This is a genomic window from Variovorax sp. KBS0712 (assembly GCF_006323185.2).
Lineage (GTDB): Bacteria > Pseudomonadota > Gammaproteobacteria > Burkholderiales > Burkholderiaceae_C > Variovorax > Variovorax boronicumulans.
Genome location: NZ_VCCD02000002.1, coordinates 78,108 through 92,493 on the forward strand (window position 1 = coordinate 78,108; position 14,386 = coordinate 92,493).

Below are 14,386 nucleotides of genomic sequence, written 5' to 3' on the forward strand. Positions count from 1 at the left end.
TCAGAAGGCATAGGCGTCACGGCGGCGCGCGTCGCCGCGCTGCATCCAGCCGATGACGGCGGTGCGCACGCGCTGGCGGAAGCGGTCCCAGGCGGTCGGGTTGCTCACGACCTGCGCCTTGTAGAACGAGGGGCACAGCACGGCGGCGTGCGAGACGTCGCCGCAGTTGCCGCAGCCCACGCAGCTGTCGAGCACGGTGGCGACGGGGTCGATGCGCAGCGGATCGGGGTTGGGCTTGATCGAGAGCGACGGGCAGCCCGACAGGCGGATGCACGAGTGGTCGCCGGTGCAGGTGTCGGCATCGACGCCGAACTTGTCGCGCACCATGCGCTTGCCGTCGGCGATGGCCTTGCGCACCAGCGGCTTCTCGCGGCGCTGCTTGTTGAGCATGCACTCCGACTGGGCGATGAGGACCTTGGGGCCCTTCTTGGTGGTGGTGAGTGCGTCTTTCAGCGCGTCGCGCATGCCGGCGACGTCGTAGGTGCGGCGCATCGTCTTCACCCACTCGACGCCCACGCCGCGCACGGCGCGTTCGATCTCGTGGCCGGTGCTGCGCGTCTTGTTGACGGCGGTCGACGAGAGGATGTCCTGCCCGCCCGTGGCCGAGGTGTAGTTGTTGTCGACGATGATGGTGAGGTTGTCGCTCTTGTTGAAGACCGCGTTGGCCACGCCGCTCGTCAGGCCGTTGTGCCAGAAGCCGCCGTCGCCCATCATCGAGATCGCGCGCTTGCCGGCCGGTGCGTTGAGTGCCGAAGCGCCCGCACCGCCGAGGCCGTAGCCCATCGTCGTGTTGCCGATGTTGAAGGGCGGCAGGATCGAGAACAGGTGGCAGCCGATGTCGGCGCTCACGTGGTGCGCACCGAGTTCGCGCTCGACCAGCTTCATGGCGCTGAAGATGGGGCGTTCGGGGCAGCCGGTGCAAAAGCCCGGTGGACGCGAATGCACCACGTCGCCAAGTGCGCTCGACGGCTCAGCGGGTTCAGGCGCGGCATCGACGCCGATGGCCGCCACTTCCTTCAGCGGGATCACCTTGCGCACCGGTGCGGGCACAGGCAGCGGCGCGAGGCGCTCGTAGCGCTCGCAGAAGGCGCGCGTGCCCTTGAGCAGTTCGAGCGTCGTGTATTCACCGGCCACGGGCAGCATGTCCTTGCCGTGCAGCGCGGTGGTGGAGCCGGCCTGGCGCAGGATGGTTGCGAGGTTCTGCTCGACGAAATTGGGCTGGCCTTCTTCCACGATGAGCACGGCGCGCTTGCCTTCGCAGAAGCGGATGACTTCGCTCTCGATGACGGGATAGGCCACGTTCATCACGTACAGCGGCACGCGGGTCTCGCCGTACACGTCGGCCAGGCCCAGGCGTTCGAGCGCACGCAGCAGCGTGTTGTAGCTGCCGCCCTGCACGATGATGCCGATGTCGTCGGCGTCCTCGGAGAAGAACTCGTTGAGCTGGCGCTCTTCGATGAAGCGCACGGCGGCGGGCCAGCGGTCCTTCACCTTCTCTTGTTCATGCACGAAGCTCGCGGGCGGCAGCACGATGCGGCTGACGTCGCGCTGCGGGTTCTCCAGCGCTTCCTTCAGCGTGAACTTGGCGCGCTTGTTGTCGCCGGCGATGAAGTGGCCGTGCACGTGGCAGGCACGGATGCGCAGCTGCAGCATCACGGGCGTGTTGCTGGCCTCCGAGAGGTCGAAGCCGGTCTTCACGGCATCGACGATGCTCGGCAGGTTGGGCCGCGGATCGAGCAGCCAGATCTGCGACTTCATGGCAAACGCGTGGCTGCGCTCCTGCATGATCGACGAGCCTTCGCCGTAGTCTTCGCCCACGATGATGAGCGCGCCGCCGGTGACGCCGCCCGAGGCCAGGTTGGCCAGCGCATCGGACGCCACGTTGGTGCCCACGGTCGCCTTGAAGGTGACGGCGCCGCGCAGCGGGTAGTTGACAGAGGCGGCGAGCGTGGCGGCGGCGGTGGCTTCGCTGGCGCTGTTCTCGAAGCGGATGCCGTGGTCGGCCAGGATGTCCTGCGCGTCGGCCAGCACGTCCATCAGGTGCGAGATGGGCGCGCCCTGGTAGCCCGCCACGTACGACACCCCCGACTCCAGCAGGGCCTTGGTGACGGCCAGAATGCCTTCGCCGCGGAACACTTCTCCACCAGTAAGTCTCAGCTTCTTGACTTCTTCGACGAACGAACGCTCAGCCATGGATGTCCTTCTTCTTTCTCGTGGGAGGATGCGGCCCCGGGGTCACATCACGGTTCCTATAATGTTTAGAAATGAATGTATCCACAATCATGAATTACCCTAGCCATGCAATCCGCATGCCTGCGGCAAACAGGAGGCGCCTTCATGTCTGAACCATCCAAGGAAACGCATCGCTTCGTCGATGACTACCTGCCCGCGCTGCTCGCGCAGGCCAGCCAGCTGATCTCTTCGGAGTTCCACGAGGTGGCGCGGCAGCAGGGTTTTTCGGTGTCGGAGTGGCGCGTGATGGCGTCGCTGGCGGGCAGCGACGCGGTCAGCATCGGCCAGCTCGCGCAGGTGACGGTGACCAAGCAGCCGACGGTGACGCGACTGCTCGACCGCATGGAAGCACGCGGCCAGGTCGAACGCCTGCCCCATGAAAGTGATCGCCGCATCACGCTGGTGCGCATCACGCCCGCGGGGCTGAAGGCGGTCGAGCACCTGATGGAACTGGCGCGCGAGCACGAGCGCCGCGTGCTCGAACCCTTCGGCCTGCGACGCGCCGAAGAGCTCAAGCAGACGCTGCGGCAGATGATCGACCTGCATGTGCATGTGCCGGTCGAGGTGCCGGACGAAGACTGAAGCGCGTGGCCTGAGGCCTGACTAGGGCACGAGCACCGCGCGGCCGCGATGGCCGCCATGACCGCGTCTGGCGATCCAGTCGAGCGCGAGGGCTGCATCGGCGAGCGCGAAGGGCTGCACGTCGAGATGCAGGCGGCCGTCGGCCAGCCTCGCAAGCAACTCTGGAGCGGCTGCGCGGCCTGCGGCTTCGCGCCGGAACATGTTGAGCGGCAGCAGCGCCACGTCGCGCTGCAGGAAGTGCGCGATGTCCAGCTGCAGCGTCGGGCCGGCGGTGTAGCCGACCAGCACGGCGCGACCGCCGAGGCGCACGGCCGGCAAGGCGGCGGCGAGCACGTCGCCGCCGACGGTGTCGATGAGCAGGTCGGCGCTGGCGAATTCAGGCGGTGCGGCTTTCGGATCGACAGGCGTTGCGATGCAGCCTGCATCGCGTGCCAACTGCATCACCAACGAACCCACCGCGCCGCTTGCGCCCGTCACCAACACTTGCTCTCCAGACTGCAATCGGGCGACGTCATGCAAGGCGACCCACGCCGATGTGGTGGGCGAGAAGAACGCCGCGCCGAGTGGCATCGGCACCGCATCGGGCAACACGCCGAGTGCGTCGTCAGGCGCATCGATGAGCTCGCACCACGTGCCGTCGAACAGCGTGCCCAAGCCGCTGCCACGCAACCACACGCGCTGCCCTTCTGCATACCGCTCGCTCGCGACGACAACGCCCGCGGCTTCCACGCCCGGCGTGTACGGCAACGACGGATGCCGCAGGAAGCGGCCTTGCCACACGGTGCGGTCGATGTGGCCGACGGTGGCGGCCTGCATGCGCACAAGGGTGCGGCCGGGTCGCGCCACGGGGTCGGCCACGTCTTCGAGCACCGGCACCGCATCGAAGCCATGGATGCGAACGGCCTTCATGGCCGCGTCGCCAGAAAGTCGAGCACCGTGCGCGCGAAGGCCTCGGGCATCTGGTCGGGCAAGGGCACCATGCCGCCGTCGATGTCGACGATGCGCGCCTGCGGCAGGTGATGCTGCAGCTCCGCCGCATGCGGCGCGGCAAAAGGGTCGAGCGTGGCGCGCACGATGCGCGTCGGCTGCGTCACGCGGCCGATGCGCTCTTCCATGCGATACGAAGCCACGGCGCGGTGCCCTTCTTCTACGCGGTGGCCGACCTTCATCGCATCGCGCACGAAGGCTTCGAGCAGATCGGGACGTCCCGGCGGGTAGAAGGCCTGCCGCTTCTGCCACAGCGCGGCGAGGTGGCTGCCGTCGTCGCTGGGCGCCACCTCGTCGATGGGCGGACGCTGCGCGCGGGCGCGGCGAAACACCTCGTCGGTGTACGGCGTGGACGAGAGCACGAGGCTGCGCACGCGCTCGGGAAACGCCGCGGCCAGTTCGATCGCGATCACGCCGCCGGTGTGGTGCCCCACCACATCGGCCTGCGCGATGCCGAGCGCATCGAGCAGTTCGCACGCCACGCGCGCCCACTGCGCAATGCTTGCGGGCACGCCGCCGTCGGCCGAATCACCGAAGCCCGCGGTGTCCATGGCGATGACGCGGTAGCCCGCGCCGGCGATCAGCGGCAGCACCTCGCGGTACTCGGCCCAGCTGCGTGGCGACTGGTGCAGCAGCAGCACGGCCGGCGCCTGCGTGTCGCCGCACACGGCGTGGTGCACCTGCCCCACCGACAGGTCGGCGAAGGCGCGGCGGATCGTCATGACAGCGTCTCGTCGGCCGGTGCGCGCCACAGACCCGCGTGCTTCAGTTCGCCGAGCGTGCGCGAGAGCACGTCGCGCCGGTAGGCGGCGGTGTCGCGGCCCGCGTAGTCGTAGAAGCCGCTGCCGCTCTTCAGGCCCAGTCGGCCTTCCTCGACCATGCGCCCGACGATGGCCGGCGCGGTGTAGCGCCCCGCGTCGAGCGAGGCCGACATCTCGCGACTCGCGTGGTGCAGGATGTCGCAGCCGCCGAAGTCGATGAACTCGACCACGCCGAGCGCCGCGAAGCGCAGGCCCAGGCCGTAGCGCGTGGCCTTGTCGATTTCTTCCGCTGTGGCAGCGCCTTCTTCGATCATGCGGGCCGCCTCGTTCATCACGAGCGCCTGCAGGCGCGGCACGATGTAGCCGGGCGACGCGCCGCAGACCACGGGCAGCTTGCCGATGGCCTCCATCAGTGCCTTGGTGCGTGCGAGCACGCCGGCGTCGGTGCCGGGGTGGCAGCTCAGTTCGACCACGGGGATCACGTAGGCCGGGTTGAGCCAGTGCATGTTCAGGAAGCGCTCGGGCCGGCGCACCAGCGCGGCCAGCTGCGTCACGAGGATGCTGCTGGTGGTCGAGGTGAGGATCGCGTCGTCGCGGCAATGGCGGTTGAGGTGCTCGAAGGCCTCGCGCTTGGCGTCCATGGTTTCGGGCACGCCTTCGAACACGAGCTCGGCAGCGGCCAGCGCGCGCGGTGCTTCGGCTGCATTCACGAAGTCCACGCGCGCGGCGATGCGCTCGACCTGCGAGGCGTCGATCACACCGAGCTGCGCCAAGCCCGAAAGGCTCGCGGCGATTTCCGCCTGCGCCTCGTCGCGCAAGCGCTGCCAGGCCTCGGGCGTGCGCGGGCGCAGGTCGATCAGCGCGATGCGGTGGCCCGCATAGGCGAATGCGATGGCGATGCCGCGCCCCATGCGGCCGGCGCCCACGGCGGCGAAGCGCGGCGGCGCGGGCTCATTCGCCATCGTGCAGCCTCTGCTTGAGTTGGGCCGCGCTCAGGCTGGCCAGGCCCAGGCTTTCGAAGGTGCGCGGGCCCTGGCGCAGGTCGCGCCCGAGGAAGCCGCCGACGATGGCCAGCAGGCCGTGCGCGATGGGCGCATCCACGCCCGCATGGCGTGCGGCCGAGGCCAGGAAAGCCAGGCCGAGTTCGGTGTCTTCGGTGATGTAGCGGTGCGTGTGCAGGTCGATGTTCTCGCGCCAGTCGCCCGACTTGACGAGCTGCTTGTGCGCATCGCCGTACATCCACTGGTCGTTGTTGTAGTGGTCGGCCAGCGGATAGTGCGGCGCGCCCTGCCCGAAGGCCTCGCGCACGGCCATGCGCTCGCGGTCGAGGCGGTCGGTCACGTCGCGCACGGCGCGCTGCGTGCCTTCGTTGTGGATGTCCCAGCGCTCGAAGTGCTGCAGCGGCGCGGCGTTCATCACCATCAGCGGGGGGTGGATGACGGGGCCGGCGTTCATCAGCGCGCCCGAGAGCGCATCGCCGCAGCCGTGCACGGCCGGGTAGGCGCGGCGGATCACCTCGATGGCCTGCGCCTCCTTGCGTGCCGGATAGACGCCGGTGGGCAGGCGGATCGCGCGGATGGTGACGTTGACTTCGCGCTCGCCGTGCTTGCGCGCAAGGTAGGGCAAGGTGCCGGTCTCGGCCCAGGCCACGTCGGCGCGGTTGCCGGCGGCCTTCACCGCCTGCGCCATCACGTAGCTGCCGAAGGTGCCCGGCGGCAGGAACACGACCTGGCCGTCGACCAGGTGCGGTGCCATGGCCAGCGCGATGTCGTGCTGGGCGATGGCGGGCGTGGGAATGACGATGAGTTCGGCGCCCTTCAGCGCGGCGCCGATGTCGGCGGTGGCCAGCGCGATGGGCACCTCGCGCGCACCGGCGGCGTCTTTCAGCGTGATCGCGCCGGCCTGCACGACGGGTTCGAGCGCGGCGGCGTCGCGGCGCCACAGGCGCACTTCATGGCCGGTTTCAGACAGGTCCGCGGCGGCCGCATAGGCGCCGTGGCCACCCCCAAGAATCGCAATTTTCATGATCGAAAGTCGAGAACAGGTGTCGATGAACCGGCAGCCGCGAACGGACCGGGGAGAAGCAATGCACCATTACATTACTTTTCATCGATTCAGGTGTCAACCAACTTCATGGCCGCCGGACTGCTCGGAAACCCGACAACGAAAAAGCCCGCGTTCGTGAGAAGCGCGGGCTTTTTGAGGGGGAAGCGGCCCTTTTCAGGGCCGCTTGCGGGGGCGATCAGCGGCTGGGCTTGAACGCGCGCTTTTGCGCGTCGCGGGGCACGAACACCTTGCCCGGGCCACCGTGGCCGGCGCCGTTGCCGCGCGGTGCGAAACCTTCGCGGGGCGCAAAGCCTTCACGGGGTGCGAAACCGCCGTCGCCGCGACCGCCGCCATGGCCGTGGCCGCCGCGCGGGGCGCTGTCGCCCCAGCCCGGCTTGCGACCGTAGCCGCCGCCATTGCCGCCTTCGTCACGACCGCCGCCGAAGCCGGCGTTCTGGCCGCCCTGGAAGCCGCGCGGGCCTTGGCCCTGGGCCGGGCTGCGCGAATTGCGGTCGTTGAAGCCGCTGGCGCCGGCATAGCCGCCACCGTTGTTGTTGCCGCGGTAGCCACCGCCGCCGCCTGCACCGCCATTGCCGAACTTGCGATCGCGCGAGAAGTTGTCGCCGCGGCCGCCGCGGTACTCGCCCATCGGGGGACGCGATTGCGGCATGCGCTGTTGCGGCTCGAGGCCGGCCACCACTTCCGCCTTGAACTGCTGGCGGCTGTAGTGCTCGATGTCCATGATCTTGCGGCGATCGCGGAACTCGGCGAACGTGATGGCCAGGCCATCGCGGCCGGCACGGCCGGTGCGGCCGATGCGGTGGGTGTAGTCCTCGGCCTTCATCGGCAGGCCGAAGTTGAAGACGTGGGTGATGGTCGGCACGTCGATGCCGCGGGCGGCAACGTCGGTGGCCACCAGGATCTGCACCTGGCCCTGGCGCAGTGCCATCAGGCGGCGGTTGCGCAGGCCCTGGCTCAGGGCGCCGTGCAGCGCGACGGCGCTGAAGCCTTCTTGCTGCAGGTCGTTGGCGAGGCCGTCGCACTCGACTTGCGTGCTGGCGAACACGATGGCCTGGTTGATGCTGGTGTCGCGCAGCCAGTGGTCGAGCAGCTTGCGCTTGTGCTGGCTGTTGTCGGCCCAGTACAGCGACTGCTTGATGTTGGCGTGCTTTTCTTGCGGGCTGTCGATGGTGATGCGCTGCGGCTCGCGCATGACGCGCTGGGCCAGCTGCTGGATGCGCGGCGCGAAGGTGGCGCTGAACATCATGGTCTGCTGGCGCTCGATGGTGAGCTGGTTGACTTCAGCCAGGTCGTCGGCAAAGCCGAGGTCGAGCATGCGGTCGGCTTCGTCGACCACCAGGAACTTGACCTGGTCGAGCTTGAGCTGCTGCGAGCGCTGCAGGTCGAGCAGACGGCCCGGCGTGGCAACCACGAGGTCGGCGTTCTGCAGCTTGGCGATCTGCAGCTGGTAAGGCATGCCGCCCACCACGTTGGCAACGCGCAGGCCGCGGCAATGGCGAACCAGTTCGATGGCGTCGTGCGCAACCTGCTGCGCGAGTTCGCGCGTCGGGCACAGGATCAGGGCGCCGGGGGTGGCGGCCTTGAAATGACGGGCGTTGGTCGGGTCCTTGCGCTTGGGCTTCTTGAGCGGCGCTTCGCCGCGGGCAGCGGCTTCAGCGGCCAGGCGCTGGAACTCGGCCTTGGCTTCGGCTTCGGCTTCGGCCTGGCGCTTGATCAGCGTGTGCAGCACGGGGAGCAGGAAGGCGGCGGTCTTGCCCGAACCGGTCTGGCTGGACACCATCAGGTCGACGAAACGGGCCGAACCGGCTTCGCCCATGGCGATCGGCACGACCTTTTCCTGCACGGTGGTCGGCTGGGTGAAACCCATGTCGGCCACGGCGGCGATCAGTTCGGGAGCGAGGCCCAGCTTGATGAAACCGTTGGGCGCGGCGGGCGCCTCGGCTTCGGCGGCCTCGGGGGCTGCGGCGTCCAGTGCGTCGAGGATCGGAGCCTCGGACACGGTGTCCGCGACAGCGGTGAATTCGTTGTGGGTAGCGGATTGCACAGGCGCGAGTTCGCCCTGCGCTTCAAAAGCGTCGGTCATGAATATCAATCTCAAACGCGAGCGCTGCCGTAGGCGGCGCCCCGTTGGTGGTTAAAAACATCAACCATCCAACGACATTCAACTTCCGGCTTTCGTCGGAGGCTGCGGCCCTTTTTGATCAGCGGATGCGATCGGGCGCGGTGTGCAAGATAGGGAGATGCGAGAGACGCTGATCTGTGTCCAAAGACGCGTTCAAATCAGCGAAGCCTGCGATTATGGCACGGCTTCGGGTTTTTACCTAATTGTTGTCAATCCACCAAGCGCAGGAAGGTTTCCCGGTAGTGCGCCAGCTCCTCGATGGACTCGTGCACGTCGGCCAGCGCGGTGTGCGCCTGCTGCTTCTTGAAGGCGGTGTAGGCCGCGGGCTTCCAGCGCTTGGCCAGCTCCTTGAGGGTGCTGACGTCGAGGTTGCGGTAGTGAAAGTACGCCTCGAGCTTGGGCATGAACTTGACCAGGAAGCGCCGGTCCTGCCCGATGGTGTTGCCGCACATGGGCGAGCCGCTTCGGGGGATGTACTTGGCGATGAATTCGAGCAGCTGCTGCTCGGCCGCGGCTTCGTCCAGCGTGGAGGCTTTCACCTTGTCGATCAGGCCGCTGCGGCCGTGGGTGCCCTTGTTCCAGGCGTCCATGGCGTCGAGCACGGCGTCGCTCTGGTGGATGACGAGCACGGGGCCGTCGATGCGGGGCGTGAGGTCGGGGCCGGTGACGACCACGGCGATCTCGAGCAGGCGCTCTTTCTCGGGGTCGAGGCCGCTCATTTCGCAGTCCAGCCAGACCAGGTTCTGGTCGCTTTTCTTCAGGGTGGGGGCGGCTGCGGGGGGCGTCGGGTCAAGGGATTCGGGCATCGCAGGATTGTCGTCGAAGGCCTGCGCCCCGATATACCGGGGACTAAACTCGCCGCTTCATGATGTCTTATTCGCTCATCTTCACCCTTGCCTTCGCGGCGGCGCTCGTGGCGGGCCTGCTCGTGAAGTTCTGGCTGGCCACCCGCCAGGTGCGCCACGTAGCGCGCCACCGCGGCGCCGTGCCGGAAGCTTTTGCACAAACCATCACGCTCGCCGCGCACCAGAAGGCGGCCGACTACACGATCGCCAAGGCACGCTTCGGGCTCGTCGAGATGGCCTGGGGCGCCGCCCTGCTGCTGGGCTGGACGCTGCTCGGCGGGCTCGACCTGCTGAACAAGCTGCTGCTGGTGTGGCTGGGCGGCGGCATGGTGCAGCAACTGGCGCTGCTGGCGGCCTTTGCCGTCATCGGCGGCCTGCTGGAGCTGCCGTTCACGCTGTGGCAGACCTTCCGGCTCGAGGAGCGCTTCGGCTTCAACAAGATGACCTGGAAGCTCTGGCTCACCGACACCGTCAAGTCGACGCTGCTCGGCGCGCTGATCGGGCTGCCGATCGCGGCGCTCATCCTGTGGCTCATGGGCGCGGCCGGCACGCTGTGGTGGCTCTGGGCCTGGGGCGCCTGGATGGGCTTCAACCTGCTGCTGATGCTGATCTACCCGACCTTCATCGCGCCGCTGTTCAACAAGTTCAAGCCGCTGGACGACCCGACGCTCAAGGCGCGCGTCACCGCGCTCATGAAGCGCTGCGGCTTCGCGGCCAAGGGCCTGTTCGTGATGGACGGCAGCACGCGCAGCGCGCACGCCAATGCCTACTTCACCGGCTTCGGCGCCAGCAAGCGCGTGGTGTTCTACGACACGCTGCTGCGCCAGCTCAATGCCGGCGAAGTCGAGGCCGTGCTCGCGCACGAACTCGGCCACTTCAAGCACCGCCACATCGTGAAGCGGCTGGTCGCGATGTTCGCGCTGAGCCTGGCCGGTTTTGCGCTGTTGGGTTGGGTCTCGACCCAGGTCTGGTTCTACGCCGGCCTGGGCGTGCAACCCAACCTGTCGCCGGCCGCGCCCAACAACGCGCTGGCGCTGCTGCTGTTCATGCTGGCCGTGCCGGTGTTCAGCTTCTTCGTCGCCCCGCTGCCGGCGCGCCTGTCGCGCAAGCACGAGTTCGAGGCCGACGCCTACGCCGTGGCGCAGACCAGCGGCGCCGACCTGTCGGCCGCCCTGCTCAAGCTCTACCAGGACAACGCCTCGACGCTCACGCCCGACCCGGTGTTCGTCAAGTTCTACTACTCCCATCCCCCCGCCTCCGAGCGCCTTGCGCGCATGACCGCGGCGTGACCCTCGACCCACCTTTTCAGCGAAACCCCTCATGAGCAGCATGTTCAAACCCAAGGACTGGAAGAACCTTCCGCCCCGCAAGGCCCTGAGCGCCACCGAGATCGTCTCGGGCCTGGCCCAGCTCGACGGCTGGAAGCTCACCGGCGACGGCGCCGATGTCGCGATCGAGAAGACCTTCACCTTCGCAAACTACTTCGAGACCATCGCCTTCGTGAATGCGCTGGCCATGGTGGCCCACACGCAGGACCACCACCCCGACCTGTCGGTGCACTACAACCGCTGCGTGGTGCGCTTCAACACGCACGACGTGAACGGTCTGTCGATCACCGATTTCGATTGCGCTCGGCAGGCCGACGCGCTGGTTGCGAGCCCCGCCGCATGAGGACACGCGCCTGTGGCTAAGCCGGGCCGCGCCGCCTTCACCCCCGCTGCGCACAACACGGGGAAGGCGCACCACGACGGCCTCGTCGTCGCCAGCCACGGGCGTCACTGCCTGGTCGAAACGCCCACCGGCGAGCGGCTGATCTGCCACCCGCGCGGCAAGAAGAGCCAGGCCGTGGTCGGCGACCGCGTGCGCTGGCAGGCCACCGAAGACGAAGGCACCATCGAAGAGGTGCTGCCGCGGCGCAACCTCTTCTACCGACAGGACGAGATCCGCACCAAGTCGTTCGCGGCCAACCTCGACCATGTGCTGATCCTGATCGCGGCCGAGCCGGAGTTTTCCGAACACCAGCTGGCGCGCGCACTGATCGCGGCCGAGGCCGAGCGCATCACGCCCATCATCGCGCTCAACAAGAGCGACCTCGTCGAACCCTTTGCGCGCGCCTGGGCCAAGCTGGCGCCCTACCGCCGCATGCACCACGGCGTGCTGCCGCTGTCGCTCAAGGCTTCCGACGAAGCGGACTACGCCTCGCTGATGAAGCTGCTGGCGGGCAAGTCGACGCTGGTGCTCGGCCCATCGGGCTCGGGCAAGAGCACGCTCACCAACCTGCTGGTGCCCGGCGCGAGCGTGCTGACGCAAGAGATTTCGCAGGCCCTCAATTCAGGCAAGCACACGACCACCAGCACCACCTGGTACTGGATCGACGAGGCCCGCACCACGGGCCTCATCGACTCGCCCGGCTTCCAGGAATTCGGCCTGAACCACATCGAGCCGATGCAGCTCGCCGGCCTCATGCCCGACATCGCCGAGCACACGGGCGACTGCAAGTTCTACAACTGCACCCACCTGCACGAGCCCGGCTGCGGCGTGATCTCGAACGTCGAAACGGCGACGCAACCCGGACCGATCAGCGCCTCGCGCTACAAGATCTACGGTGAGCTGTTCGCCGAGCTGAGCCAGACGCGCTACTGAAAACGCACCGGGGGCCCGGCCGCGCTCAGGCCAGCCAGGTGCGGTACGACTTCCAGGTCGGGTCGAAGGCCAGGTCGAGGGTCACCGGCAATTCCAACGCCTCTTGCACCGATTGCGCATGCACGATGGCCGCCTGCGGATCGGCCACATGGAAGTGCACGGTGCGAACGCCCTCCTCCAGCACGATGTGCGTGCAGCAGCCTTCGCCGTGCGTCTGCAGCAGCGCGGTCAGCCGGTCTTCGTAAGCACGCGCCTCGTCCAGTTCTTCGCCCGACTCGACGGGGATGGCGGCCGAGAGCCGATGGCCCAGGTCGGCACGCCCGAGCAGTGCATTCGCGGCATCGTTTCGCATGACGACCGCCTCGACCTCGCTGCCGTCCTCGGCGGTGCGCGTGGCGGTCAGGCCGGACCAACCGTGCTCGCCCGCGGGAAACACGCCGGTGTGGCCCAGATCCTCGCGCCAGCATGCGTCGAACAGAGGCACGAAGTCATCGAGCGGCACGCCATCGAAATCCGCTTGCGCATCCGCCTTGACGTGATCGACCGGCCCGACCTTCACCGCGAAGTCGTACTCGCCCAGGATGTGGTCGAGCATGATCAGGCTCATGTGGCGCGCGTGGTCCTGCATGTCCATCGGAATGGGCTTGGCAAAGCCGATCTCCAGCGCCACCCGCCCCCTGTAGGGCTCGTGCTTCACGAGAACGTCCGAGCAGGCGAGTTCGAAGTCGTTCATGCGCATGCTGAAACCTTCGCGCATGCGCTGCCGGAAGGCCTGCACCTCGACCTGCGGCAACGCGGGCGCGCTGCGCACCAGCGCCATGAGGTCCTCGAAATCGTCTTCGGCGCCGTGCGCTGTCAGCACGAGCGTGAAAGCCGGCGGGTCGCCCAGCACTTCGGCGGCCAGGTTCGGGAAGAAGGGCTGCAGCAGCGCGTTCAGCGCCTCCACCAGCGCGGGGCCCGACAAGGCATGCAGGCTCTCGAGCCTGTCGCTCAAGGCTTGCCAGAACGATGCGCAGGCAACGGCGCGCGGATCGGCGTGAAGGGTCGACATGGACTTGCCTCGGGAGGTCAGGCCAGGATGTCCTGCAGGCACTGAACGAGCGCGCTGCACTGGTCCCGCGTGCCGATGCTGATGCGCAGGTACTGCGCGATGCGCGGCTGCTTGAAATGCCGCACCAGCACCGCGCGCTCGCGCAACAGTGCGGCCAGCTCGGCCGCATCGCGCTGCGGGTGGCGCGCGAACACGAAGTTGGCCTGCGACGGCAGCACCTCGAAGCCCAGGTCTTCGAGCTGCAGGCTCAGGCCTTCGCGCGTGTCGACGACCTCGTCGCGTGTCTTGCGAAACCACGCCTCGTCATCCAGCGAAGCCACGGCACCGGCCGAGGCCAGCCGGTCGATCGGGTACGAATTGAAGCTGTCCTTGACCCGCACGAGCGCGTCGATCAGGTGCGCCTGCCCGCAGGCGAAACCGACGCGCAGGCCGGCCAGCGAGCGCGACTTGGACAGGGTCTGCACCACGAGCAGGTTCGGATACCGACTGATCAGCGACAGCGCGCTCTCGCCGCCGAAATCGACGTACGCCTCGTCGACCAGCACGACGCGATCCGGGCACGCCGCAAGCAGCTGCTCGATGCGCGCCAGCGGCTGGCCGATGCCGGTCGGCGCGTTCGGGTTGGCGATGACGATGCCGCCGCAGCCCTGGCGGGCACGCGCCGCGAACGCATCGATGTCGATGCGCAGGCCGTCATCGACCGGCAGCTGCTCGCAGGCGATGCCGTAGAGCTGGGCATAGACCTTGTAGAAGCTGTAGCTCACGTCGGGCATCAGCAGCGGCTGCGCCTGCTGGAAGAAGGCGAAGAACGCGTGCGCGAGCACCTCGTCCGAGCCGTTGCCCGCGAACACTTCGCCCACCTGCAGGCCGTGGCGGCGTGCCACGGCTTCACGCAGCGCGAGCGACGTGGGGTCGGGGTAGCGTTCAAGGCCGTCGGCGGCCGCGCGCTGGATCGCCGCGATGGCGTCCGGCGACGGCGGGTACGGGTTCTCGTTGGTGTTGAGCTTGACGAGGTTGGTGATGCGCGGCTGCTCGCCGGGCACGTAAGGCTCGAGCGCGCCGATGCGCGGGCTCCAGAAGGGCAGAGTGGTCATGG

The 14,386-nt window shown here is 68.0% G+C and carries 13 protein-coding genes; 4 read left to right on the top strand and 9 right to left on the bottom strand.

Annotated elements, in window-relative coordinates; genetic code table 11:
* Positions 1 to 2,193, bottom strand: a complete 2,193-nt coding sequence (locus tag FFI97_RS17275) for an indolepyruvate ferredoxin oxidoreductase subunit alpha (RefSeq protein ID WP_139701990.1) — start codon at positions 2,191 to 2,193, stop codon at positions 1 to 3.
* Between the two features lie 144 nt (positions 2,194 to 2,337).
* Between FFI97_RS17275 and FFI97_RS17280 the strand changes: the two genes are divergently transcribed.
* A complete protein-coding gene (locus tag FFI97_RS17280) occupies positions 2,338 to 2,814 on the top strand; it encodes a MarR family winged helix-turn-helix transcriptional regulator (protein WP_062475035.1) in 477 nt (158 codons plus the stop codon).
* A 21-nt stretch (positions 2,815 to 2,835) separates the two neighbouring features.
* Here the strand turns inward: FFI97_RS17280 and FFI97_RS17285 are convergent, their stop codons facing one another.
* From FFI97_RS17285 to orn, 6 genes are all read right to left on the bottom strand, one after another.
* Positions 2,836 to 3,723 carry a zinc-binding alcohol dehydrogenase family protein gene (locus FFI97_RS17285; RefSeq protein WP_139701989.1) on the bottom strand — a complete coding sequence of 296 codons (888 nt, stop codon included), beginning with the start codon at positions 3,721 to 3,723 and terminating at the stop codon, positions 2,836 to 2,838.
* The gene (locus FFI97_RS17290; RefSeq protein ID WP_139701988.1) at positions 3,720 to 4,523 is read right to left on the bottom strand and encodes an alpha/beta fold hydrolase; all 804 of its coding nucleotides are present in this window, start codon (positions 4,521 to 4,523) and stop codon (positions 3,720 to 3,722) included. The genes FFI97_RS17285 and FFI97_RS17290 overlap by 4 nt, the downstream gene beginning before the upstream one ends.
* Positions 4,520 to 5,524 (bottom strand): 3-hydroxybutyryl-CoA dehydrogenase, encoded by a 1,005-nt coding sequence (locus tag FFI97_RS17295; protein WP_139701987.1) that lies wholly within the window; start codon positions 5,522 to 5,524, stop codon positions 4,520 to 4,522. Before FFI97_RS17295 ends, FFI97_RS17290 begins: the two co-directional genes overlap by 4 nt.
* On the bottom strand, positions 5,514 to 6,587 hold the full coding sequence (locus FFI97_RS17300) for an NAD/NADP-dependent octopine/nopaline dehydrogenase family protein (RefSeq protein WP_056571854.1): 1,074 nt from the start codon (positions 6,585 to 6,587) through the stop codon (positions 5,514 to 5,516). Before FFI97_RS17300 ends, FFI97_RS17295 begins: the two co-directional genes overlap by 11 nt.
* A gap of 217 nt (positions 6,588 to 6,804) precedes the next feature.
* Positions 6,805 to 8,712, bottom strand: coding sequence for a DEAD/DEAH box helicase (locus FFI97_RS17305; RefSeq protein WP_139701986.1), 1,908 nt, complete (start codon positions 8,710 to 8,712; stop codon positions 6,805 to 6,807).
* 248 nt (positions 8,713 to 8,960) lie between these two features.
* Positions 8,961 to 9,557, bottom strand: coding sequence for an oligoribonuclease (gene orn / locus FFI97_RS17310; protein WP_070062329.1), 597 nt, complete (start codon positions 9,555 to 9,557; stop codon positions 8,961 to 8,963).
* Positions 9,558 to 9,619: 62 nt separating this feature from the next.
* On the opposite strand from orn, the gene FFI97_RS17315 reads away from it, so the two are divergent.
* The 3 genes from FFI97_RS17315 to rsgA are packed head-to-tail and all read left to right on the top strand — an operon-like array spanning position 9,620 to position 12,239.
* Complete coding sequence (locus FFI97_RS17315; RefSeq protein WP_139702108.1) at positions 9,620 to 10,885, top strand: M48 family metallopeptidase; 1,266 nt, start codon at positions 9,620 to 9,622, stop codon at positions 10,883 to 10,885.
* Positions 10,886 to 10,916: 31 nt separating this feature from the next.
* On the top strand, positions 10,917 to 11,267 hold the full coding sequence (locus FFI97_RS17320) for a 4a-hydroxytetrahydrobiopterin dehydratase (RefSeq protein ID WP_095746391.1): 351 nt from the start codon (positions 10,917 to 10,919) through the stop codon (positions 11,265 to 11,267).
* A gap of 12 nt (positions 11,268 to 11,279) precedes the next feature.
* The gene (gene rsgA, locus FFI97_RS17325) at positions 11,280 to 12,239 is read left to right on the top strand and encodes a ribosome small subunit-dependent GTPase A (RefSeq protein WP_185993653.1); all 960 of its coding nucleotides are present in this window, start codon (positions 11,280 to 11,282) and stop codon (positions 12,237 to 12,239) included.
* Between the two features lie 25 nt (positions 12,240 to 12,264).
* On the opposite strand, the gene FFI97_RS17330 is transcribed toward rsgA, so the two are convergent.
* Together FFI97_RS17330 and hisC are read right to left on the bottom strand one after the other, a co-directional pair.
* A complete protein-coding gene (locus tag FFI97_RS17330; RefSeq protein WP_139701985.1) occupies positions 12,265 to 13,290 on the bottom strand; it encodes a hypothetical protein in 1,026 nt (341 codons plus the stop codon).
* Between the two features lie 17 nt (positions 13,291 to 13,307).
* Positions 13,308 to 14,384 (bottom strand): histidinol-phosphate transaminase, encoded by a 1,077-nt coding sequence (gene hisC / locus FFI97_RS17335; RefSeq protein WP_139701984.1) that lies wholly within the window; start codon positions 14,382 to 14,384, stop codon positions 13,308 to 13,310.
* Between the last annotated feature and the right edge of the window lie 2 nt (positions 14,385 to 14,386).